Annotated in this window: 21 protein-coding genes and 5 tRNA genes; 11 read left to right on the forward strand and 15 right to left on the reverse strand. The window is 53.7% G+C overall.

All coding sequences use genetic code 11. From position 1 onward, the window contains the following. The first annotated feature begins 52 nt into the window (after positions 1–52). Positions 53–973: a drug/metabolite exporter YedA gene (gene yedA / locus QNN88_RS02620; protein WP_414238842.1), complete on the forward strand. Its 921-nt coding sequence runs from the start codon at positions 53–55 to the stop codon at positions 971–973. Here the strand turns inward: yedA and QNN88_RS02625 are convergent. From QNN88_RS02625 to drpB, 4 genes are read right to left on the reverse strand one after another with little or no spacing between them, the layout of a single operon-like run. Further along, positions 965–1,432: a very short patch repair endonuclease gene (locus QNN88_RS02625; RefSeq protein WP_414238843.1), complete on the reverse strand. Its 468-nt coding sequence runs from the start codon at positions 1,430–1,432 to the stop codon at positions 965–967. The two genes, yedA and QNN88_RS02625, sit on opposite strands and share 9 nt — an antisense overlap. Next, on the reverse strand, positions 1,413–2,846 hold the full coding sequence (locus QNN88_RS02630; RefSeq protein WP_414238844.1) for a DNA cytosine methyltransferase: 1,434 nt from the start codon (positions 2,844–2,846) through the stop codon (positions 1,413–1,415). Before QNN88_RS02630 ends, QNN88_RS02625 begins: the two co-directional genes overlap by 20 nt. A gap of 50 nt (positions 2,847–2,896) precedes the next feature. Beyond that, on the reverse strand, positions 2,897–3,595 hold the full coding sequence (locus QNN88_RS02635; protein ID WP_414238845.1) for a phosphohydrolase: 699 nt from the start codon (positions 3,593–3,595) through the stop codon (positions 2,897–2,899). A gap of 52 nt (positions 3,596–3,647) precedes the next feature. Then, a complete protein-coding gene (drpB, locus tag QNN88_RS02640) occupies positions 3,648–3,917 on the reverse strand; it encodes a cell division protein DrpB (RefSeq protein WP_414239342.1) in 270 nt (89 codons plus the stop codon). 645 nt (positions 3,918–4,562) lie between these two features. On the opposite strand from drpB, the gene ompC reads away from it, so the two are divergent. Then, entirely contained in the window at positions 4,563–5,744 is a 1,182-nt protein-coding gene (ompC, locus tag QNN88_RS02645) for a porin OmpC (RefSeq protein ID WP_414238846.1), read from the forward strand. A gap of 53 nt (positions 5,745–5,797) precedes the next feature. On the opposite strand, the gene QNN88_RS02650 is transcribed toward ompC, so the two are convergent. Then, positions 5,798–6,160 (reverse strand): winged helix-turn-helix transcriptional regulator, encoded by a 363-nt coding sequence (locus tag QNN88_RS02650; RefSeq protein ID WP_414238847.1) that lies wholly within the window; start codon positions 6,158–6,160, stop codon positions 5,798–5,800. A 102-nt stretch (positions 6,161–6,262) separates the two neighbouring features. Here QNN88_RS02650 and QNN88_RS02655 point away from each other — a divergent pair, with 102 nt between their 5' ends. Then, complete coding sequence (locus tag QNN88_RS02655; RefSeq protein ID WP_414238848.1) at positions 6,263–7,012, forward strand: SDR family oxidoreductase; 750 nt, start codon at positions 6,263–6,265, stop codon at positions 7,010–7,012. Between the two features lie 144 nt (positions 7,013–7,156). On the opposite strand, the gene QNN88_RS02660 is transcribed toward QNN88_RS02655, so the two are convergent. Further along, positions 7,157–7,246: transfer RNA gene (locus QNN88_RS02660), tRNA-Ser, on the reverse strand. A 93-nt stretch (positions 7,247–7,339) separates the two neighbouring features. Here QNN88_RS02660 and mtfA point away from each other — a divergent pair. Continuing rightward, positions 7,340–8,137 carry a DgsA anti-repressor MtfA gene (gene mtfA, locus QNN88_RS02665; protein WP_414238849.1) on the forward strand — a complete coding sequence of 266 codons (798 nt, stop codon included), beginning with the start codon at positions 7,340–7,342 and terminating at the stop codon, positions 8,135–8,137. A gap of 100 nt (positions 8,138–8,237) precedes the next feature. Further along, positions 8,238–8,313: transfer RNA gene (locus QNN88_RS02670), tRNA-Asn, on the forward strand. A gap of 37 nt (positions 8,314–8,350) precedes the next feature. Here QNN88_RS02670 and cbl read toward each other — a convergent pair. Together cbl and nac are read right to left on the reverse strand one after the other, a co-directional pair. Next, positions 8,351–9,301: an HTH-type transcriptional regulator Cbl gene (gene cbl, locus QNN88_RS02675; protein WP_414238850.1), complete on the reverse strand. Its 951-nt coding sequence runs from the start codon at positions 9,299–9,301 to the stop codon at positions 8,351–8,353. Between the two features lie 101 nt (positions 9,302–9,402). Further along, a complete protein-coding gene (gene nac, locus QNN88_RS02680) occupies positions 9,403–10,320 on the reverse strand; it encodes a nitrogen assimilation transcriptional regulator NAC (protein ID WP_414238851.1) in 918 nt (305 codons plus the stop codon). 326 nt (positions 10,321–10,646) lie between these two features. Here nac and QNN88_RS02685 point away from each other — a divergent pair. From QNN88_RS02685 to QNN88_RS02695, 3 genes are all read left to right on the forward strand, one after another. Beyond that, a tRNA-Asn gene (locus QNN88_RS02685) sits at positions 10,647–10,722 on the forward strand. 208 nt (positions 10,723–10,930) lie between these two features. Continuing rightward, positions 10,931–12,250, forward strand: coding sequence for a shikimate transporter (gene shiA, locus QNN88_RS02690; RefSeq protein WP_414238852.1), 1,320 nt, complete (start codon positions 10,931–10,933; stop codon positions 12,248–12,250). Between the two features lie 115 nt (positions 12,251–12,365). Beyond that, entirely contained in the window at positions 12,366–13,820 is a 1,455-nt protein-coding gene (locus tag QNN88_RS02695) for an AMP nucleosidase (RefSeq protein ID WP_414238853.1), read from the forward strand. Between the two features lie 55 nt (positions 13,821–13,875). On the opposite strand, the gene QNN88_RS02700 is transcribed toward QNN88_RS02695, so the two are convergent. Next, a tRNA-Asn gene (locus QNN88_RS02700) sits at positions 13,876–13,951 on the reverse strand. Between the two features lie 6 nt (positions 13,952–13,957). On the opposite strand from QNN88_RS02700, the gene QNN88_RS02705 reads away from it, so the two are divergent. From QNN88_RS02705 to QNN88_RS02715, 3 genes are all read left to right on the forward strand, one after another. Next, positions 13,958–14,110 (forward strand): DUF5951 family protein, encoded by a 153-nt coding sequence (locus tag QNN88_RS02705; RefSeq protein ID WP_225851869.1) that lies wholly within the window; start codon positions 13,958–13,960, stop codon positions 14,108–14,110. A 1-nt stretch (position 14,111) separates the two neighbouring features. Further along, positions 14,112–15,599, forward strand: a complete 1,488-nt coding sequence (locus QNN88_RS02710; RefSeq protein ID WP_414238854.1) for an EmmdR/YeeO family multidrug/toxin efflux MATE transporter — start codon at positions 14,112–14,114, stop codon at positions 15,597–15,599. A gap of 99 nt (positions 15,600–15,698) precedes the next feature. After that, positions 15,699–15,774 (forward strand) — tRNA-Asn (locus tag QNN88_RS02715). 60 nt (positions 15,775–15,834) lie between these two features. Here QNN88_RS02715 and ldtA read toward each other — a convergent pair. The 6 genes from ldtA to QNN88_RS02745 form a co-directional block, all read right to left on the reverse strand. Next, the gene (ldtA, locus tag QNN88_RS02720; protein WP_414238855.1) at positions 15,835–16,767 is read right to left on the reverse strand and encodes a L,D-transpeptidase; all 933 of its coding nucleotides are present in this window, start codon (positions 16,765–16,767) and stop codon (positions 15,835–15,837) included. 119 nt (positions 16,768–16,886) lie between these two features. Then, the gene (gene cobT / locus QNN88_RS02725; RefSeq protein ID WP_414238856.1) at positions 16,887–17,951 is read right to left on the reverse strand and encodes a nicotinate-nucleotide--dimethylbenzimidazole phosphoribosyltransferase; all 1,065 of its coding nucleotides are present in this window, start codon (positions 17,949–17,951) and stop codon (positions 16,887–16,889) included. A 25-nt stretch (positions 17,952–17,976) separates the two neighbouring features. Beyond that, positions 17,977–18,720: an adenosylcobinamide-GDP ribazoletransferase gene (cobS, locus tag QNN88_RS02730; RefSeq protein ID WP_414238857.1), complete on the reverse strand. Its 744-nt coding sequence runs from the start codon at positions 18,718–18,720 to the stop codon at positions 17,977–17,979. Further along, a complete protein-coding gene (cobU, locus tag QNN88_RS02735; RefSeq protein ID WP_414238858.1) occupies positions 18,717–19,262 on the reverse strand; it encodes a bifunctional adenosylcobinamide kinase/adenosylcobinamide-phosphate guanylyltransferase in 546 nt (181 codons plus the stop codon). Before cobU ends, cobS begins: the two co-directional genes overlap by 4 nt. Then, positions 19,259–20,779 (reverse strand): cobyric acid synthase, encoded by a 1,521-nt coding sequence (locus QNN88_RS02740; RefSeq protein ID WP_414238859.1) that lies wholly within the window; start codon positions 20,777–20,779, stop codon positions 19,259–19,261. Before QNN88_RS02740 ends, cobU begins: the two co-directional genes overlap by 4 nt. Beyond that, positions 20,776–21,591, reverse strand: a complete 816-nt coding sequence (locus QNN88_RS02745; RefSeq protein ID WP_130097215.1) for an energy-coupling factor ABC transporter ATP-binding protein — start codon at positions 21,589–21,591, stop codon at positions 20,776–20,778. The genes QNN88_RS02740 and QNN88_RS02745 overlap by 4 nt, the downstream gene beginning before the upstream one ends. Positions 21,592–21,599 lie beyond the last annotated feature (8 nt).

A 21,599-nucleotide genomic window follows, 5' to 3' on the forward strand; every position in this document is an offset into this window, starting at 1 on the left:
ATAGTTTTCGCGTTTACTATGTCGCTGGTTAGCATTTCTCACGTGAGGGATTATGCGTTTCAGGCAGTTGTTACCGCTTTTCAGCGCGCTGTTCGCGCTGTATATCATCTGGGGTTCCACCTATTTCGTTATCCGTATCGGCGTGGAAAGCTGGCCACCGCTGATGATGGCAGGCGTGCGCTTTCTCGCGGCAGGGATTCTGTTAATCTCCTTTTTGCTGCTGCGCGGGCATCAACTCCCGCCGCTTCGCCCGCTGCTGAATGCGGCGCTGATTGGTGTTTTGCTGCTGGCCGTAGGTAACGGGTTGGTTACGGTAGCGGAACATCAGGACGTCCCTTCCGGCATCGCGGCGGTTGTGGTGGCGACGGTTCCGCTGTTTACCTTGTGTTTCAGCCATTTCTTTGGCATCAAAACCCGTAAGCTGGAGTGGATGGGAATTGCCATTGGCCTGGCGGGCATCGTGATGCTCAACAGCGGCGGCAACCTGAGCGGCAATCCGTGGGGGGCGATATTCATTCTGATTGGTTCGATCAGTTGGGCGTTTGGCTCAGTCTACGGTTCTCGCATTACGCTGCCGGTAGGGATGATGGCCGGCGCAATTGAGATGCTCGCTGCCGGGATCGTGTTGATGTGCGCCTCGCTGGTGAGCGGTGAAAAGTTGACCACGCTGCCGTCGCTGTCAGGCTTCCTGGCGGTGGGTTATCTGGCGGTATTTGGATCTATTATTGCCATCAACGCCTATATGTATTTGATCCGTAACGTCAGCCCTGCTCTGGCAACCAGTTATGCTTATGTGAATCCGGTTGTTGCGGTGTTACTGGGGACGAGTCTGGGCGGTGAACGTCTGGCACCGATTGAATGGCTGGCGCTTGGCGTCATCGTCTTCGCGGTGGTTCTGGTGACTCTGGGGAAATATCTTTTTCCGGCGAAACCGACGCTAAAACCTGCGGAAAACGATAAAACGTTACAGTAAATGCACTCCCTGAGTGTCGATCTGCGCGGGCGCGCCACCGCCGCAGATCCACTCTTCAAGACGCTCCGACAGCGCGGCGTCGCTGAGCCTTTCCCGCCCACGTAGCGCACATTCCCAGACGATCAGCACCCGCCAGCCCATTTCCTTTAAACGCTGGATATCGCGGCGATCGCGCGCCACGTTTTTACCAATCTTATCCAGCCAGAAATCGGTACGCGTCGCGGGCACCTTGAACAGGTAACAGTGATGGTGATGCCAGAAACAGCCGTGGGTAAAAATGACGCAGCGATACTCATCCACTACAAAATCAGGGCGACCGGGTAGCGAAGCATCCTGAACGCGATAGTCCAGCCCCTGCTCCGCCAGCAGACCTGCAAGCCGTTTTTCGATGGCGGTATCGCGCGTCGCGATGGCTCGCATGTTTTTACTGCGCGTCGCCTTATCGTGAACATCCGCCATGCACAATCTCTTGCTGACGTAACGCGACAGCCGCTTTAATTTTCTCTTCCAGCAACGTCGCCACAGCGGCGAACGCGGGTACCACCACGGAGTTACCAAACTGGCGATAGGCCTGAGTATCAGAAACGGGGATGCGGAACTGGTATCCCTGCGGCGACTCAAACCCCATCAGTCGCGCGCACTCTCTTGGCGTTAAGCGGCGTGGACGATGCTGCTGATTCTGCGGATCGTCAAAATTCACTTCTCCGACGGCAAAATCCCAGCCGCGGTCGATCAGAATTTCAGCGCCATCTTTGTAATAGCGCGCGGAAAGCGTACGCGTCACGCAATTCGGATTTGCGGGATAGACCATACCGTAGCCAAAACCGTTGCCCTTCGCCTGATGCTTTTTCGCGTAGCGGTAGAGGTACTTCCACAGCACGGGCGTCAGTATATATCTGGCTTCCACTACCGGTTCCAGTAATTCCGCCAGGGTAATGCGCCGCTGCGGATAGCGCGTACTGATGTCGCGCAGGGTAAAGTCGCGCTTCAGATTCAGATCGCGACGAAATCCGACCAGCACAATGCGTTCCCGATGCTGCGGTAAGAAATGTTTGCCATCAATGATTTTCGGATCGTCCGGGCCATTATCCTCTGCATCGGCGACGTCGTAACCCAGAGAGTCCAGCGTTTGCATAATAATGCGGAACGTTTTGCCCTGATCGTGACTCTTCAGGTTTTTCACGTTTTCCAGAACAAAAATCGGCGGACGGCGGGCGTCAATAATACGGACAACGTCAAAGAACAATGTCCCCTGAGTATCGCAGGCAAAACCGTGAGCGCGTCCCAGCGCATTTTTCTTCGACACTCCGGCAAGTGAAAACGGCTGGCAAGGGAAGCCTGCCAGCAGGACATCGTGTTGCGGCACGTGCTGGCGAATATGCTCTGCCGCCTGATTGTCGCTGACACCTTCGCGATGGCTGAGCGTGATATCGCGAATGTCTTCATTAAAGTGGTGGCTGGCCGGGTCGCAGTAATAGTTAGCTTTATAGGTGCGCACCGCATGTTTGTTCCACTCGCTGGTAAACACGCACTGCCCGCCTATCGCCTCAAATCCACGACGAATACCGCCAATACCCGCAAAGAGATCGATAAACCGGAAAGCATAGTGCGGATGGTGTGCTGGCGGCGTGGGTAACAGAGTGCGCAAAAACGCCAACTCCCGCTCGCTTAATCGATGCCATGCCGAAGCATTCGCCACCACGCGCTTTAAAATGGCCGGACTCCAGTGGTTCTCACCCATTCCATTCAGGCAAGCCACCAACGTTTTAACATCATAAATTTCCAACAATTTCGCCAATAGCCCCTGCGCAACGTCTGCATTGCTGTCCGTTGCGGGAACCAATGAACCTGTTACTGAAAGATTTTGTTGCATATCGTTAACCGACCAAAAAAGAGTAGCGTCAGGTTAACATAAAATTTGCCTCACGAGTGGCTGGGGCGAAATGCGCGGATCACTGCCGGATCGACAGATTCGTACTCACCTTTTAGTTCCGCGCTTAACTTTGCCATGTAGTTCACCAGGAACTCAGCGTTATACCGGGCAAGTTCACGTCCACGCGCGGTTTGCATGGTATCGGGCAACGCCAGTAATTTGGTCTGGAAGTGATCGAGGGCAAACTGTTTATCGTTGAGCGCTCGCCGCTCAGCGAAAGGGTCTTCACCATCAAACAGCGCTACTCCTAAGGCGCCAGAAACCGCAAAGACCCGCGCCAGTCCTATCGCCCCGAGCGCCTCAAGCCGGTCGGCATCCTGAACGATTTTTGCTTCAAGCGTTAAAGGGGCAATATTTGCGCTAAAACTGTGGGCTTCAATCGCATGGCAAACCGCCGCCAGTTGCGAGTCGGGGAAAGCGGGAAAATCACGGATGAGGATACGACGGGTTTCAGCGGCAGCCAGTACAGACGAGCGATGACGGTCCGGATGGTTTTTGGCGAGGCTGACAATGTCATGAAAATAACAGGCGGTCAGCACGACCAGCCCATCGACCTCCTGCCCTTCCATCAGTTGCCGCGATGTCGCCCAGACACGGCGGAAGTGAAAAATATCATGCGCGGCATCCTGCCGGGTGTGATGGTTGCATAACCAGGCTTCAAATTGCGATTGCCAGTGCTGAAGATCCACATTGCCTCCCGTAGGTTAAGAAACGCTACAGTAACAAGTTTTTCTGCCGTCTTCACCCAGGCTGACGGCGTGGGCGCGTATACCAGGCGATACTACCGAGGATCAATCCCACCAGTCCGAGCACCAGAAACCCCAGCAGCGCGCCTATCCATTTTCCGCTGGTTGAGCCAAGCGAACTTTCAAATCCGGCAACCGGAATCGACTGAATGTGGCTGATCACCCAGGCGTAGCGCAGCATGGCCCAGATGAAATAGACGCAGAAAGCGTAAAATACCCATAATGCCAGTTTGCCGCCCAGACTCCGTGTTGCTCTTTCTTCCATACTGTTCAAAGGAAACTCCATTTCTGGGATGTCAATCTAAAAACTCACTGTACTTTTTGTGATTATAATCACACTTTTTTGTTATGTATGTCACAACCAGCCCGACAGTCATTGATTTTGCATATGTATTGATCCAGGGCAATTTTAGCTATGTCACAAAAACCCCGGTTAACGCCCTAAATTTTATGAATACACCCTTCTCACGTTTACTTATACATATCACAAGCCAATAAAACATACGTCACGTAAATCCCGTTTCTGTTTTATTTTATATATGTCATTATGATCGCGTCATTAGCCTTTTTATCATTTATTTTCCTTTTTTATAACCGGCATTTATGCCGGTTTTTTTTATTATTTACCTCCTGTGACGGGTTTTGTTTACCCGGCCAATCATTCAAATCATGAATCTTTTCATGAAAAACATAACATATTGATATTAAATCATAATAAATGTGTATGGTTTTTAAATAAACCATATAACCTGAATTATAAAAAGGCAAAAAGAAACATTTAGAAATATTTAAAATATAATTGTTACATGTTATTTTTAAAATAAAATGAACTCTATAGAATAGTATCCAAACGTGCTCTTTTGGAAAGTAGCATTTATTCACGATAATTATTACCCTAAGGGAAGACATAATGAACAGAAAAGTATTGGCAATGCTTGTTCCAGCATTACTTATTGCTGGCGCGGCACATGCAGCTGAAGTCTATAATAAAGACGGTAATAAACTGGACCTGTACGGAAAAGTAGATGGTCTGCACTACTTCTCTGACGACACGGGCAGCGATGGCGACATGACCTATGCACGTCTTGGCTTCAAGGGTGAAACCCAGATCATGGATCAACTGACCGGCTACGGCCAGTGGGAATACAATATCCAGGCAAATACAACCGAAAGCGACCACGGTAACTCCTGGACGCGTCTGGGCTTTGCCGGTTTAGGTTTTGGCCAGAACGGCACCTTTGATTATGGTCGCAACTACGGCGTCGTTTACGACGTTGAAGCGTGGACCGATATGCTGCCAGAATTTGGCGGTGATACCTACACCCAGACCGACGTCTATATGCTGGGTCGTACTAACGGCGTTGCCACCTACCGTAACAAAGGCTTCTTCGGTCAGGTTGATGGTCTGAACTTCGCGCTGCAGTACCAGGGCAACAATGAAGGCGCAGGTTTTGGTCAGGAAGGCTCGGGTAATAGCAGAAGCCGTAAACTGGCTCAGGAAAACGGCGACGGTTTCGGTATGTCCACCTCCTATGACTTTGACTTCGGTCTGAGCCTGGGTGCGGCCTATTCTTCATCTGACCGTACGAACGCTCAGGTCACTCGTGGTTATGGCGATCGTTCCCGTGCCAACAACTACGCCGGTGGCGAAACGGCTGAAGCCTGGACCATTGGCGCGAAATATGACGCGAACAATATCTATCTGGCCACAATGTATGCCGAAACCCGCAACATGACCTATTACGGTGGCGGTAAAGGCGAAACAAACGGCGGTATTGCCAACCAGACCAAAAACTTTGAAGCGGTTGCACAGTACCAGTTCGATTTCGGTCTGCGCCCATCCATCGCTTACCTGGTATCTAAAGGGAAGGAACTGGGTGGTCAGGATCACGATGGTGATGGTAACCCACGCTACACCGACAAAGATCTGGTGAAATATGTTGATGTCGGCATGACATACTACTTCAACAAAAACATGTCCACCTACGTTGATTACAAAATCAACCTGCTGGACAACGATGATCACTTCTATGCAGACAACGGCATCGCGACCGATGACATCGTTGCTGTGGGCTTAGTGTATCAGTTCTAATCGCCAGAATAATTTCAGGCCCGCTTCCGGCGGGCTTTTTTGTGCTTGAAATATCACTCAGTATTGAGCTTGTCGCCATTTTCCCGCATCCAGTCAGCCAGAGGCGCCAATGCGCCATGCAGAGTCAACCCCAGGGGCGTTATCTGATATTCAACGCGCGGTGGAATTTCCGGATAAATCGTTCGTGACACCAGCCCGCGTAGCTCAAACAAGCGCAACTGCTTTGTTAGCTCTTTTTGCGTGATGGGTGCCGCTGCCCGCAGCAACTCACCAAACCGCACCGGGGCATTGAGAACGATCAGACGATACAATATCGGGATAGCCCACTTCCCGGAGACCAGACTGACAAAGCGAGTCATCGGACAGGGTTGATGCTGAAAATTTTTCTCAGTTACGCAGTCGGCTGATTCCGCCATAGCACACCTCTTGCCTCTTTAGTATCCATTTGGTACCTGGTTTCTTTTAGATACTAACGTTTCTATAGTGCATTCTCCAGAGACAATTCAGGAGAAGAAAAAATGGGTCGCTTAACAGGTAAATACACGCTTATCACGGGCGGGACCAGTGGTATTGGTCTGGCCACTGCGCAGGAATTTCTTGCCGAGGGCGCGCATGTCGCCGTTACGGGGCGCAATCCTGACACACTCGCGCAAGCCCAACGCATTCTGGGAGACGGCGCGTGGGTGATTGCCACCGATGCCGGGGATATCCAGGCACAAAAAGCGCTGTCTGCCACTCTCGCAGCACGTTGGCCGGGGCTTGATGCCGTTTTTGTCAACGCCGGTGACGTCACTCACGGATTGATAGAGGAGTGGGATGAAGCAGCGTGGGATCGCCTGATGCAAATCAATCTGAAGGGACCTTTCTTTTTACTCCAGGCGCTACTACCGCTTCTGAACAATCCCTCTTCCGTTATTCTTTGCGGCTCGGTCAGCGCACGTATTGGTCTGCCAACCAGTAGCGTATACGCAGCCAGTAAAGCCGGATTGTTATCGCTCGCACGTACCCTGTCCGCAGAACTCTTACCGCGCAGCATACGCGTTAATGGCTTAAGCCCTGGCCCGGTTGCCACCCCCGCGCTCCATAAACTCGGGCTCAGCGAAGAAGCACAACGCATGCTGCAAAATGATATTGCCAGCCTGGTGCCTCTGGGGCGTGTGGGCACTCCGACTGAGCTGGCAAAAGCCGCACTCTATCTGGCATCAGATGAGTCGGGCTACACCGTAGGTACGGAGTTACTGGTGGATGGCGGAACCGGTAATCTGTGATTCCAGCCTCTTGTCTGTTCGTGACAGGCATTGAAAATGTGACGAAAATAATGGCGCTGGAGGGAACTTCGGCGTTATATCTCTATTCGTTTTTCTCAACGGGACGTGGGTCACTGACAACAGGAAGGGTAAGTGCTTGAATAGTGGCGGAGAGAGGGGGATTTGAACCCCCGGTAGAGTTGCCCCTACTCCGGTTTTCGAGACCGGTCCGTTCAGCCGCTCCGGCATCTCTCCGTTTTGATGGTTGCCATCATGCCAGGTAATTTGGCATTTTAACAGACCCTGTCCCTTCAATTTTGTTCAAGTGACGAGTTTGCGAGCAAAACGATGATTAAGTGGCCCTGGAAAGCACAAGACACTGCACAACATGAGTCTGCTCAGTGGGAGGAAGCTCTTGCGATCCCTCTGCTTGTGACCTTAACCGCGCAAGAACAAGCCAGACTCATTGCACTGGCAGAACGATTTCTGCAGCAAAAAAGGCTGGTCGCCCTTCAGGGTTTCGAACTCGACTCGCTGAAAAGCGCGCGCATCGCCCTGCTTTTTTGTCTGCCTGTTCTGGAACTGGGCATCGAATGGCTGGATGGCTTCCATGAGGTGCTGATCTACCCTGCGCCCTTTGTCGTCGATGATGAATGGGAAGACGATATTGGTCTGGTCCATAACCAACGCGTAGTGCAGTCCGGGCAAAGCTGGCAACAAGGGCCAATCATTCTGAACTGGCTGGATATTCAGGACTCTTTCGACGCCTCCGGATTTAACCTCATTATTCATGAAGTGGCCCACAAACTGGATATGCGAAATGGCGATCGCGCCAGCGGTATCCCGCTGATCCCCCTGCGGGAGGTTGCCAGTTGGGAACATGACCTGCACGCCGCAATGAACAACATTCAGGATGAAATTGATCTGGTGGGTGAGACCGCGTCGAGCATTGATGCCTATGCGGCAAGCGATCCGGCGGAATGTTTTGCCGTTTTATCGGAATACTTTTTCAGCGCCCCAGAGCTTTTCGCGCCCAGGTTCCCCGCGTTGTGGCAACGTTTCTGTCATTTCTATCAGCAGGATCCTCTACAACGCCTTCGTGATGGTGAAGACGATGAGCCAAATAACGCCGTACAGGTCCACTAATCCCTCATATTGAGGATTAATTAACCACTTGAAAAAGCGTGCTAATTTTACTGTTGACACGCCGTAATGAGGTCAGTATTATGCGCCTCGTTCACACGATTCCTCTGTAGTTCAGTCGGTAGAACGGCGGACTGTTAATCCGTATGTCACTGGTTCGAGTCCAGTCAGAGGAGCCAAATTTAAAGAAGCCCGCTTTTTAGCGGGCTTTTTGCTTTATATCTGATAGTCAATCGCGACGTCCCCAGATTCCATTACCTGCCGCTTGATATCCTCCACGGACAATCCCGCATTGCAGAGTTCGATAAATCGCCAGACATAATTACGCTGGAGTTGCCCACGCTTCAGCCCCAGCCAGACGGTATTGGCATCAAACAGGTGTCGGGTATCCAGACGCGTTAACGTCCCCTCTTCCTGTTCACCGCTGGACTGCTCCGCCACCAGGCCAATTCCCAGTCCTAACGCGACATAAGTTTTAATTACATCGGAATCCTGCGCACTGAGAACAATGTCAGGCAGCAGGCCTTTACGGGCAAAGGCTTCATCAATGCGGGAACGCCCGGTGATCCCTTGTCGATAGGTGATAATCGGCCAATGGGCAATCGACTCCAGCGTCACCGGCGAAACCTGCGTTAACGGATGGTCATGCGGCACTAACAGGCTGTGATGCCAACGGAACCAGGGGAAAGCGACCAACAGAGGATCGTTGCTCAGGCGCTCACTGGCGATACCAATATCCGCCCCACCATTTTGCAGTAACGCCTCTATTTCTTGCGGTGTCCCCTGGATCAATTCCAGACGTACTTCCGGAAACAATTCGCGGAAGGCTTTGATCACTCCCGGCAGGCTGTAGCGCGCCTGCGTGTGCGTCGTGGCAATGGTTAACACCCCAGAGGTGTCGTTGGTAAACAAATCCGCCAGTCGGCGTACGTTACTGGCCTCATTTAAAATGCGCTCAGCAATCACCAGCAACGCTTTACCTGGCTCGGTCATTCCAAGCAGACGCTTACCCCGACGGATAAAAATCTCGATCCCAAGCTCATCTTCTAACTCGCGAATATGCCGGCTGACCCCTGACTGCGAGGTAAAGAGCATATTGGCGACTTCCGTCAGGTTATAATCCTGACGGGCTGCCTCACGGATAATTTTTAGCTGCTGGAAATTCACTCGTTGCTCCGGATACATCAGACATGTTGCTATTGTTAAAGTCTGATGTCCGGCTTAACAAATAATAAAAACCCGCATCTTATTCCTTCATGGAATAACGCTTAACTGACTAACTGCAACTCGCGGTTATCCAGTGCCGGACTGCTCACCAGCGACATCAGGATCTCTTTCACCGCCTGCGCCTGAGGCGACAAACTTCCTCTTGCCGACATATTCAGTGACAGCGATAAACTCATCGACGGCGTAGTAATTCGCGCCATCCAGCCGTTGGCCGCACCACACAGAGAGCGCGCAGCGGATTCAGGCAGCACCGTCACGCCCATGCCGCTGGCAATTGCCGCAGTCAGTGTGGCTATCGACTCAATCTCGCCGATGACTTTCGCCGTTAAACGACGCAGTGAGAAGGCTTCATCAACACGTAAACGAACGGCGGTGTAGTCGCGAGGGAGAAAAAGATTCATCTGCGCAACAGCGGTAAGATCGACACTCTGTCCAGGGCAGTCGCGGGTACCGACAAGGAAGAGGTCTTCTTTTAACAAAGGTTGACTGGTAATGCCTGCCAGCGGAGAACGCTCATAAAGCACCGCCATATCCAGGTGACCATTCAACAGTTTATCATTCAGCACAGCACCGCTGTTTTCATGCAGATAAACCAGCACTTCGGGCAATTCTGCGCGCACCGCCTGCAACAGCGGCATGGTGACCGACGACGCGGCGGTCCCTGGCGCAAGACCGATCGACACCTGCCCCGTTAAGGTTTTCCCAACGTTACAGACAGCTAACTGCGCCTGTTCACACTGACGAAGGATCGTCCGCGCATGGGTGTAGAGAATTTTTCCCGCTTCAGTGGGCGTTACCCCCCGTTTGGTGCGAATTAACAGTTGCTGATTGAGCTCACCTTCCAGAGTGGCAACCTGCTGGCTCAGCGCGGGTTGTGCGATGTGCAATACTTCAGCGGCCTGCGTCAGGCTACCAATATCGACAATTTTCACGAAATATTTCAATCGTCTGAAGTTCATTTTGCCTCCTGTCCGGAATGCCAGAACCTATGCTGGCAGAGATGTCAGGAGTGAATTGCAAGATGCTTGCCAGTTTCAGATAAAGGGAGAAACTGGACTTAACCTTCCGTAAAATAAGCAGTTATGATTGCTATCGTTTTTTTCCAATCCTGTCAGCGTTTTCCGATCTGCCCCATCCGGGGTAGCCTGCACCAACATGGGGCAAAATACGCAGCAGATCGAAAGTTCACCGCTTTGCTGATTTTGTCAGCAAACAGACGCACAATCTTATTTCCCCCTTTGACAACCCCAATCGTCGTCGCTAATATGCGCCTCGTTCACACGATTCCTCTGTAGTTCAGTCGGTAGAACGGCGGACTGTTAATCCGTATGTCACTGGTTCGAGTCCAGTCAGAGGAGCCAAATTTTGAAGAGCCCGCTTTTTAGCGGGCTTTTTGCTTTTCCGCACGCCATATCCGCTCAATTTTCCTGTTCTGCCCTCTGCGGATTAAAAATCGTTTTCTCTTCCGGTCTGTCGCGGTAGTCTCATAACAGCCACTTATAGGTTGGCCGCAATGTGTGTGACTCTTATTCCCATACTAATAATAAAATCAGTACAGACAGGATTACTATGGATTCCAGCCTCATCTCCACCCCCTCCGCAGAGGATAATACTCCACCGCTTAACCGCGCCCGACGTGCTGCGCTGGGCAGCTTTGCCGGTGCTGTCGTCGACTGGTACGATTTTCTGCTTTATGGCATTACCGCTGCACTGGTCTTTAACCGTGAATTTTTCCCGCAGGTCAGTCCGGCAATGGGCACGCTGGCCGCGTTTGCCACTTTTGGCGTCGGTTTCCTGTTCCGTCCGTTGGGAGGCGTGATCTTCGGTCACTTCGGCGATCGTTTAGGCCGTAAACGGATGCTAATGCTCACCGTCTGGATGATGGGCATTGCCACAGCATTGATTGGCATTCTTCCTTCATTTGCCGCTATTGGTTGGTGGGCGCCGGTACTGCTGGTCTTCCTGCGTGCAATTCAGGGATTTGCCGTCGGTGGTGAATGGGGTGGTGCTGCGTTACTCTCCGTAGAAAGCGCGCCGGAAAACAAGAAAGCATTCTACAGCAGCGGCGTCCAGGTGGGCTATGGCGTTGGCCTGCTGCTTTCCACGGGGCTCGTGTCATTGATCAGTTATCTGACAACCGACGAGCAGTTTCTGAGCTGGGGCTGGCGTATTCCGTTTCTGTTCAGCATCGTCCTGGTGCTCGGCGCGTTGTGGGTGAGAAACGGGATGGAGGAGTCCGCAGAATTTGAACAACTGAAACAGCAGGCGCCTGAAGAGAAAAAGCGCCTGCCCGTGATGGAAGCGCTCGCACGCCATCCGGGAGCGTTTTTAAAGATTATTGCACTCCGTCTGTGCGAACTGCTGACCATGTACATCGTGACCGCTTTCGCCCTGAACTATTCGACGCAAAACCTCGGCCTGCCGCGTGAACTATTTCTGAATATTGGCCTGCTGGTCGGAGGGATCAGCTGTCTGACGATTCCTTGTTTTGCCTGGCTCGCAGACCGTTTTGGCCGTCGCCGCATTTATATTACTGGTGCGTTGATTGGCACGCTGAGCGCATTTCCGTTCTTTATGGCTCTTGATTCACAGTCGATTTTCTGGATTGTGTTCTTCTCGATCATGCTTGCTAACATCGCTCATGACATGGTGGTCTGCGTGCAGCAACCGATGTTCACCGGTATGTTCGGTGCAGGATATCGCTACAGCGGAGCTGGCGTAGGCTATCAGGTCGCAAGCGTAGTGGGCGGAGGATTCACCCCCTTCATCGCGGCTGCACTGGTCACCTTCTCTGGCGGCGACTGGCACAACGTGGCCATCTACCTGCTGGCCGGTTGCCTGATTTCGGCCGGCACCGCATTGCTGATGAAAGATAAGCAACATGCCTGAGTTCTCTGCGAGGGCCATTCGGCTCTCGCCTCTTCTCTAAAACTCTGTCTTTTGTTTCACATTCTGGTGACATACTATCGGTTGAGCAGTACACCTGTAGAACAAGGAGACACAAATGAAGAGTAAGGGCTCCAGCCTGACGCCTGCACAAGCGCTGGAAAAACTTGACGCACTCTACGAGCGGTCGGTTCAGGCGCTACGCAGTGCCATTGGCAAGTATATTGAAACGGGGGAGCTTCCCGATCTCACCGCCCGGAGTAAAGGTCTTTTTGTTTATCCATCGCTTTCTGTCAGCTGGGATGGCAATGCCACCAATCCCCCCAAAACCCGTGCTTATGGGCGCTTTACCCATGCGGGTTGCTACACCACGACGATCACCCGTCCCGGACTGTTCCGCCCCTATCTGGAAGAACAGCTCACGCTGTTGTATCAGGATTACGATGCACAAATCACCGTAGAACCTTCGCAACATGAAATCCCCTACCCCTATGTGATTGACGGCTCTGAACTCACCCTTGATCGCTCCATGAGCGCCGGGCTAACCCGCCACTTCCCAACCACTGAGCTGGCGCAAATTGGCGATGAAACCGCAGATGGCATCTATCATCCCGTCGAATATTCTCCTCTGTCGCACTTTGACGCTCGTCGGGTCGATTTCTCACTCGCCCGGTTACGTCACTATACCGGCACGCCGGTGGAACATTTTCAGCCGTTCGTGTTGTTCACCAACTACACCCGTTATGTTGATGAGTTTGTACGTTGGGGATGCAGTCAAATTCTCGATCCTGAGAGCCCGTATATCGCGCTCTCCTGCGCTGGAGGGATCTGGATCACGGCTGAAACAGAAGCGCCCGAAGAAGCGATTTCAGATCTGGCCTGGAAGAAACACCAGATGCCGGCCTGGCATCTCATCACAGCAGACGGTCAGGGGATCACGCTGGTGAATATCGGCGTAGGCCCGTCTAACGCTAAAACGATTTGCGACCACCTGGCGGTCCTGCGCCCTGATGTCTGGCTGATGATTGGTCACTGCGGCGGCCTGCGTGAAAGCCAGACGATTGGTGATTACGTGCTTGCCCATGCCTATCTGCGTGACGATCAGGTACTGGATGCGGTGCTGCCGCCGGATATCCCGATTCCGAGCATTGCAGAAGTGCAGCGCGCCCTGTATGACGCAACGAAGATGGTCAGTGGCATGCCTGGAGAAGAAGTCAAACAGCGTCTGCGTACCGGAACGGTGGTGACCACCTCCGATCGCAACTGGGAACTGCGCTACTCCGCCTCAGCGTTACGTTTTAACCTGAGTCGCGCCGTGGCGATTGATATGGAAAGCGCCACCATCGCCGCACAGGGTTACCGTTTCCGTGTGCCTTATGGCACCTTGTTGTGCGTTTCTGATAAACCTTTACACGGCGAGATCAAACTGCCCGGACAGGCAAACCGTTTTTATGAAGGGGCCATTTCCGAACACCTGCAGATTGGTATTCGCGCCATTGACCTGCTGCGTGCTGAAGGCGACCGTCTGCACTCCCGCAAACTGCGCACCTTCAACGAGCCACCGTTCCGTTAATTAGAACCAGAGTCAGAAAAGCAAGAAGCCCGCTAAAAAGCGGGCTTCTTAAATTTGGCTCCTCTGACTGGACTCGAACCAGTGACATACGGATTAACAGTCCGCCGTTCTACCGACTGAACTACAGAGGAATCGTTGTGGAGGCTTATCTTAGCGGCGAAAAATCTTTTGTCAAACCCCATTTCCGACATTCACGGTTAATTGGCGCTTCTCTCAACAATTTGTTGCAATTGCAGAGATTTAATCGGGAAAAAACTTTGCAGCTTTTCCGTTTCTCCCTCATCATTTGAAATGAGGTTTCAACTTTCTTCTCTAAGGTCCATTTTGAACGTCTCCGCAGCCCTACGCCAGGTCGTCTCCCGCACGCCCTGGTATGCCAAACGCAAGAGCTATAAGGTACTTTTCTGGCGCGAAATTACCCCGCTTGCTGTGCCAATTTTTCTTGAGAATACCTGTGTTTTGCTGATGGGCGTCCTCAGTACGTTTCTGGTCAGTTGGTTGGGCAAGGAGGCAATGGCGGGCGTTGGTCTGGCCGACAGCTTCAACATGGTGATTATGGCTTTTTTTGCCGCCATTGATTTGGGGACGACGGTTGTTGTGGCCTTTAGCCTCGGTAAGCGTGATCGCCGACGCGCTCGCGCAGCGGCCCGGCAATCGCTGGTGATTATGACGCTCTTTGCCGTGATTCTGGCGGCGGTGATTCACTACTTTGGCGCACAGATTATTAATGTTGTGGCGGGAGAAGCGACAGCGGAAGTGAAGGCTTTAGCGCTAACCTATCTGGAATTAACGGTCCTTAGTTATCCTGCCGCCGCGATTGCTCTGATTGGTAGCGGAGCGTTGCGCGGCGCGGGCAATACGAAAATTCCGCTGCTGATAAATGGTGGGATGAATATCCTTAATATCATTATTAGTAGCATCCTGATTTACGGGATCTTTTCTTGGCAAGGGCTCGGCTTTGTCGGCGCCGGACTGGGTCTGACTATTTCGCGCTATATCGGCGCGGTTGCCATTATCTGGGTGCTGATGATTGGCTTTAACCCGGCGCTGCGCATTCCGCTGAAAAGTTATTTTAAACCGCTGAACTTCGCCATTATCTGGGAAGTGATGGGGATTGGCATCCCGGCCAGCATTGAATCGGTACTGTTCAACGGCGGCAAGTTATTAACGCAGATGTTTGTCGCCGGAATGGGCACCAGCGTCATTGCCGGTAATTTCATCGCATTCTCCATTGCCGCGCTGATTAACCTGCCGGGGAACGCGCTGGGGTCGGCATCCACCATTATTACCGGAAGACGTCTGGGAAACGGACAGATTGCCCAGGCGGAGATTCAATTGCGCCACGTGTTCTGGCTTTCTACGATTGGCCTGACCGCTATCGCCTGGCTGAGCGCGCCGTTTGCCGGGCTGATGGCATCGTTTTACACCCGCGATCAGGAGGTGAAAGACGTGGTTGTCATCCTGATTTGGCTCAACGCAGCGTTTATGCCTATCTGGGCTGCTTCCTGGGTTTTACCTTCAGGGTTTAAAGGCGCACGCGATGCACGTTTCGCTATGTGGGTATCGATGCTGGGAATGTGGGGCTGTCGGGTAGTCGCTGGCTATACGCTGGGGATTGTTCTTGGCTGGGGTGTTGTCGGGGTCTGGATGGGAATGTTCTTCGACTGGGCGGTACGTGCAGCGCTATTTTACTGGCGTATGGTTAGCGGACGTTGGCTGTGGAAATACCCGCGCCCGGAACATGAAAAGCTGACAAAATCACCCGTTGCGTCCGAATAAACAACGAAATGAGGAATATTTCGGCAAACAGTCGCGAAGTCGCATTCAGGCTTTGACAATGGCAGTGGGCGTCGCTAATATGCGCCCCGTTCACACGATTCCTCTGTAGTTCAGTCGGTAGAACGGCGGACTGTTAATCCGTATGTCACTGGTTCGAGTCCAGTCAGAGGAGCCAAATTTAAGAAGCCCGCTTTTTAGCGGGCTTTTTGCTTTTCAGAACACCATTCCGGCGCCATTAAATGCTGGTTTGTCCGTGGCTGATATTTACCGGCATTCCTGAGCGGCGCTCAAGCGCTTCGCTGACGCGATTCACATCCACACCCTCACCGCTCATGAAGCTACGCATTACGGGCGTTATGGGCAACGGGACTTTTCTGTCAGATTCATATTCCGCACGGTTACGCGACAGCGGTTCATGCACTTCTACCCAACGGCTGCCGTCCGGCTCCAGGGTGGTTTTCACTGGCTGATCGATAATCTGCACGCGGGTGCCGACTGGCACGTTCTGGAACAGATGCTCGATATCATCGTTGCGTAAACGAATGCAGCCCTGGCTCACGCGCAGACCAATGCCGAAATTCGCGTTGGTGCCATGAATAGCGTACAGCTTGCCGATATAGATGGCGTACAGCCCCATCGGGTTATCCGGCCCCGCAGGAACGAAGGCGGGCAGGCTTTCTCCCCTGCTTGCGTATTCACGGCGGGTATTCGCCGTCGGCGTCCAGCTCGGCGCTTCCTGCTTACGCTCAACTCTCGTCACCCAGTTACGCGGCGTTTCTCGTCCTGCCTGGCCAATACCAATCGGGAAAATCTCAACCGTGTCGCTGCCGTTTGGATAGTAATAGAGACGCATCTCCGCCACGTTCACGACAATACCCTGACGAACGGTAGCAGGCAGAATGATTTGCTGCGGCACAATCAGCGTTGAACCCGACTTCGGCAGGAACACATCCACATCCGGATTCGCTTCCAGCATATTGCTCAGCCCCTGCCCGTACTGAGCGGCAAATGCTTCAAGCGGTTGTGTATTCTTGTCGGGAACGGTAATCGTCAACGGATTTCCGACCAGGCGACTGCCTTCAGGTGGCAGTGGATAGCTGACAGCCAGCGCGCTCTGGCTTGCAAACAGCATGAATAATGAACAAAACAATTTTACACGAGGCAACATTTCCCTTTCCTCATTCGCGGCAGATGTGGGCAAATTATAGCGTTTTTAAAGGCGATTAACCTCTTCCCTCACGCTGGCCAGCAAACTGCGCGGTTTACCGGCCAGGCAAGGTCGCCTTATCACGCTTCTTTGCCATCCGGCAGCACGATATTGCTGGCAGCCAGTTGCCCCATGTTGCTGTACATCGCGCAGGCCGCTTCTACAATCGGCATCGCCAGCGCGGCGCCGCTCCCCTCTCCCAGGCGCATCCCCATATTGAGATAAGGCTCAAGCTCCAGATGCTCCAGCGCAATCCGTGCGCCTTTTTCGGCTGAGAAGTGCGAAGGGATCAGATACGGTTTGATCTCCGGCGCAATCTGACAGGCGGCCAGCGCAGCGGAATAGGATAGAAAGCCATCCAGAAGCACCGGTAAACCGCAGGTCGCTGCGCCCAGAATTACCCCTGCCATACCCACCAGGTCAAAACCACCGACTTTCGCCAGCACGTCCACCCCATCATGCGGATTGGGTTGGTTGACGGCAATCGCCCGGCGAACCACTTCCACTTTATTGCCAACACGGGAAAGCGGCAGGTTTGCGCCAATCCCTACCACCGCTTCCGCCTCGCTGCCTGTCAGAACGCTGACAATCGCCGCGGCAGGTGTGGTATTCGCCATCCCTAACTCGCCAACGCCAAACAGCGTCACGCCGCGCTGTGCCTGTTCGCGTGTGTAGCGAATAACTTCCAGCAATAGCTCTTCCGCCTGCGTACGTCGCATTGCCGGACCGGTGGCGATATTTCCGCAACCACGCGCTACGCGCATGTTCACTACGCCGGGGATGAGTTCAGCATCAATCCCCACATCAATCACATGTACCTTCGCGCCCGCATGGGCCGCCAGCACGCAAACGCCCGTCGTGCCGCGCGTCATATTTGCCGCCTGAATGGCAGTCACCACCTTAGGCGAAACGGCAACCCCTTCATCCCAGACACCGTGATCGGCACACATCACCAGTATCGCTTTCTCACCAACATGCGGGACACCGTTCAAACCCGGCATCCCGGCCAGTTGCACCGCCAGCGCCTCCAGCCGTCCCAGGCTACCGGGCGGCTTAAGCAAGCCATCAATGTGCTGTTGTGCGCGTGTCATCGCGCCACGGTCTGGCGGCGGAATTTCGCGGAGTAAAGAGGTTAACGTTTGCATAAGTGTTCTCATTGTGTTGGCTGACTCAAAGCAGAGCCAGCAGGAAGATCAACTCGCCAAGTTCTATTGCCGCACCCAGCGTATCGCCGGTTTGCCCACCCAACGTCCGTTTTAACAGTTGCCCCAGCAGGAAAATCGCCACCATTGTCACCACCAGCGCCGCGACGCCCTGCATTCCGGGCAGCAGGACCGCCGCCAGAATCGCCGCCAGGCCCAGGGTAAAGCAGGTTTGCTTCCCGGTGACATGGCCGATAAAGACATTGCCTAGCCCCTCTTCACGGGCGTAGCGATGGCGATACATCAGCAGCACGGCGGTTCCGCGCCCCACTGCACAGGCCGCCGCCAGCGCGGCCAGCATGGGTGTGCCGCGTAGCGCCAGTTCACTGATGACCAGTACTTTCGCCAGTAGAACAAAAATCAGCGCCAGACCGCCGTGCGTTCCCAGCCGGCTGTCGCGCATAATCTCCAGCATGCGCTCCCGGCTGCGGGCGGAGAAAACGCCGTCACAGGTATCGGCGAGACCATCGAGGTGAAAGCCTCCGGTCATCAGCGCCAGCGCTAACACGGTGAAAAGCGCCGCCAGCGGTATGCCGCACCAGACCTGGATGAGCATAAACACCAGCCCACTCAACGCGCCGAGCAGCAGGCCAATGAGCGGGAAAGTCACAATACCGCGTGAATACTGATCAAATTCCAGCCCCTGCGACCAGCGACCCGGAACGGGCAAACGCGTAATAAAAGAGAGCATTGCCCAGAACAACTTACTCATTTAATTTTGACTCCAATACCGGATACCACCAGCCACACCGCATCCGCAGCCGCCGCCAGGCGTTGATTGACCCGCCCGGCGATATCCCGAAAGTGCCGCGCCAGACGGTTTTCCGGGACGATCCCCATTCCGACTTCGTTAGTGACCAGCACCACCGTTGCCGGGCATCGCTGACAGGCCGCGATCAGCGTCTGGATCTCCGCCTCAATCGCCGTTTCCAGCGCCGCGTAATCCCAGCTATCCGGGTCACCGTCACCACCAAAAGCAAACAGCAGGTTAGTGACCATGGTGGTGATGCACTCCAGCAGAATGGCTTCATCCGCCGCGTTATCCGCAGTGATCAGCGCATCAAGATGCTGCCAGCACTCGGCGGTACGCCAGTGCGCCGGACGCCCCTTGCGATGATGCTGTATGCGCGCTGCCATCTCGTCATCGAAAATCTGCGATGTCGCGATGTAGAGCACCTGTGGGAAATCAGCGATCAGGGCTTCGGCATGACGACTCTTACCACTGCGCGCGCCGCCTGTGACCAGAATCATCATACGGACTCCCGGTGTTGTTGCATGATGGTATAAATTTTCTCAATATCGATGTGTTGCCGCATCGCATCCGCCAGCAGATCAAACTGCTGCGATTTATATTGCGCGTATTGGAACTCAGGATCCAGGGGAGCCAGCCCCTTACGTATGCGCAGACCGTTGATCAGCGCCCGCGTGAAATCATCGCTGTCGAATAACCCATGCAGATAGGTGCCAAACGCCAGTCCATCGGCGGTGACCGCGCCGTCCGCAACATTGTCGCCGTGCTTGTGAATCTGCATCACGGTTTGGCAATCTCCATTGAGCGACGTTTCGCCCATGTGAATTTCATAGCCGCGCACCGGCAACCCGGACGCCGCCGACAGCCAGTCCGGCAGTGATGGGCTCATCGTTGCCGTCACTTGCGTCGTGGTTTTATGCCGGGCAAAATGCGTCACCGTATCAAGCAGCCCTAGGCCCGGCAGCGTTCCCAGCCCAGACTCAACCTCATCAATAATGGTCTCGCCAAGCATCTGGTAGCCACCACAGATCCCTACGACGGGAATGTTTTGTTGGTGCGCCTGCAACACCGCGTGGGCCATGCCGCTTTCACGCAGCCATACCAGATCGCCAAGTGTGTTTTTGCTGCCCGGCAAAATCACCAGATCCGCGTCCACCAGTTCTTGCGGATCGCGGACATAACGCACACGTACGTCTGGTTGCGCCGCGAGGGCGTTAAAATCGGTGAAGTTAGAGATATGCGGGATCTGCACCACGGCGATATTGATATCGCGTTTTTCCGTGCGCAGGTATTTCCCCTTTTGAAGCGCCACGCCGTCCTCGTCTTCGAGATCGACATCCAGCCACGGCATTACGCCCAGCACGGGCACGCCGGTCAGGTTTTCAATCTGTTCGATCCCGGAGTAAAGCAGCGCCACGTCACCGCGAAACTTATTGATGATCACCCCTTTCACCCGAGCACGTTCGTGCTCATGCAGCAGCGCGAGCGTGCCGTAGATCGACGCGAACACCCCGCCGCGATCAATATCAGCCACCAGGATCACCGGACACTGCGCCATTTCGGCCATCCCCATATTGACGATATCGCGGTCACGCAGATTAATTTCCGCCGGACTGCCCGCCCCCTCAAGCACCAGCACGTCAAAATCCTGCGCCAGACTGGTGTAAACAGAAAGGATCTGCTCGCGCAGACGCGGTTTGTACTCGTGATAGCTGACGGCATCCATATCGGTCGCAACCTGTCCCATCAGCACCACCTGCGCTTTGCGATCGCTGGTCGGTTTCAACAGCACTGGATTCATACGGACATCCGGCACAATACCCGCGGCTTCAGCCTGGAAAATCTGCGCCCGTCCCATCTCTTTGCCTTCCGGTGTGATACCGGAATTGAGCGCCATATTCTGCGACTTGAACGGCGCGGTGCGCAGACCGTCCTGATAAAAAATGCGGCACAACCCCGCCACCAGAACGCTCTTACCGACGTCAGACGCCGTTCCCTGCAACATAATGGCCTGCGTCATGACGCCTCCTTGATTGCGCGTTGTCGCATGCAACTGAAAAATTCATCTTCGGTTTTACACAGCGGCATGCCTAACTGCGCATGCAGTTTTACCAGCCAGGGTTGCGTTAACCCGGCCTCTTCAATCAGCGCCGTGCGGGCAAAAACCTCACCCGGTTCGCCGTGCGCCAGCACTTCGCCATGACGTAACACGTAGACGGCATTGCTGACTTCATAAATCAGATCAATATCATGGCTGGAGATCACCACGTGATTTCCCTGCGCCACAATCCGTTTGATGATGTCGATCATCTGGCTGCGTCCTGAAGGATCAAGCCCGGCCGTGGGTTCATCAAGTAATAAATATTTTGCCCGCAGCACCAGCGCCCCGGCGATAGCCACCCGTTTTTTCTGTCCGTGGCTTAAACACTGAATCGGCTGCTGGCGAAAATGTTGCGCATCCACCAGGGTGAGCGCCTCGTCGACTCGTCGGGCAATTTCTCCCTCCTCCACGCCAAGATTGCGCAGGCTGAAGGCGATATCGCTGTCAATATCGGTATAGAAAATTTGCTGATCGGGATCCTGAAATACCGTTGCCACCTGCTGGCGCAAGGCCAGCAGGCCGCGCTTGCTGTAGTCCAGCGGTTTTCCCTGCCACAATACCGCGCCCTGTTGCGGTCGCAGTAATCCGCTCAGATTCATAAATAGGGTGGATTTCCCACAGCCGTTGGCTCCCACCAGTCCGGTGACAGCATGCTGAGAAAAATCCAGCGTCAGCCCTTTAAGTACCTGCGCATCCTGATAACGAAACCAGAGTTCGGTGGTGGCAAGCATGCTATTCC

This window comes from Citrobacter sp. ANG330, assembly GCF_047467925.1.
Taxonomy (GTDB): Bacteria; Pseudomonadota; Gammaproteobacteria; order Enterobacterales; family Enterobacteriaceae; genus Citrobacter_A; species Citrobacter_A amalonaticus_G.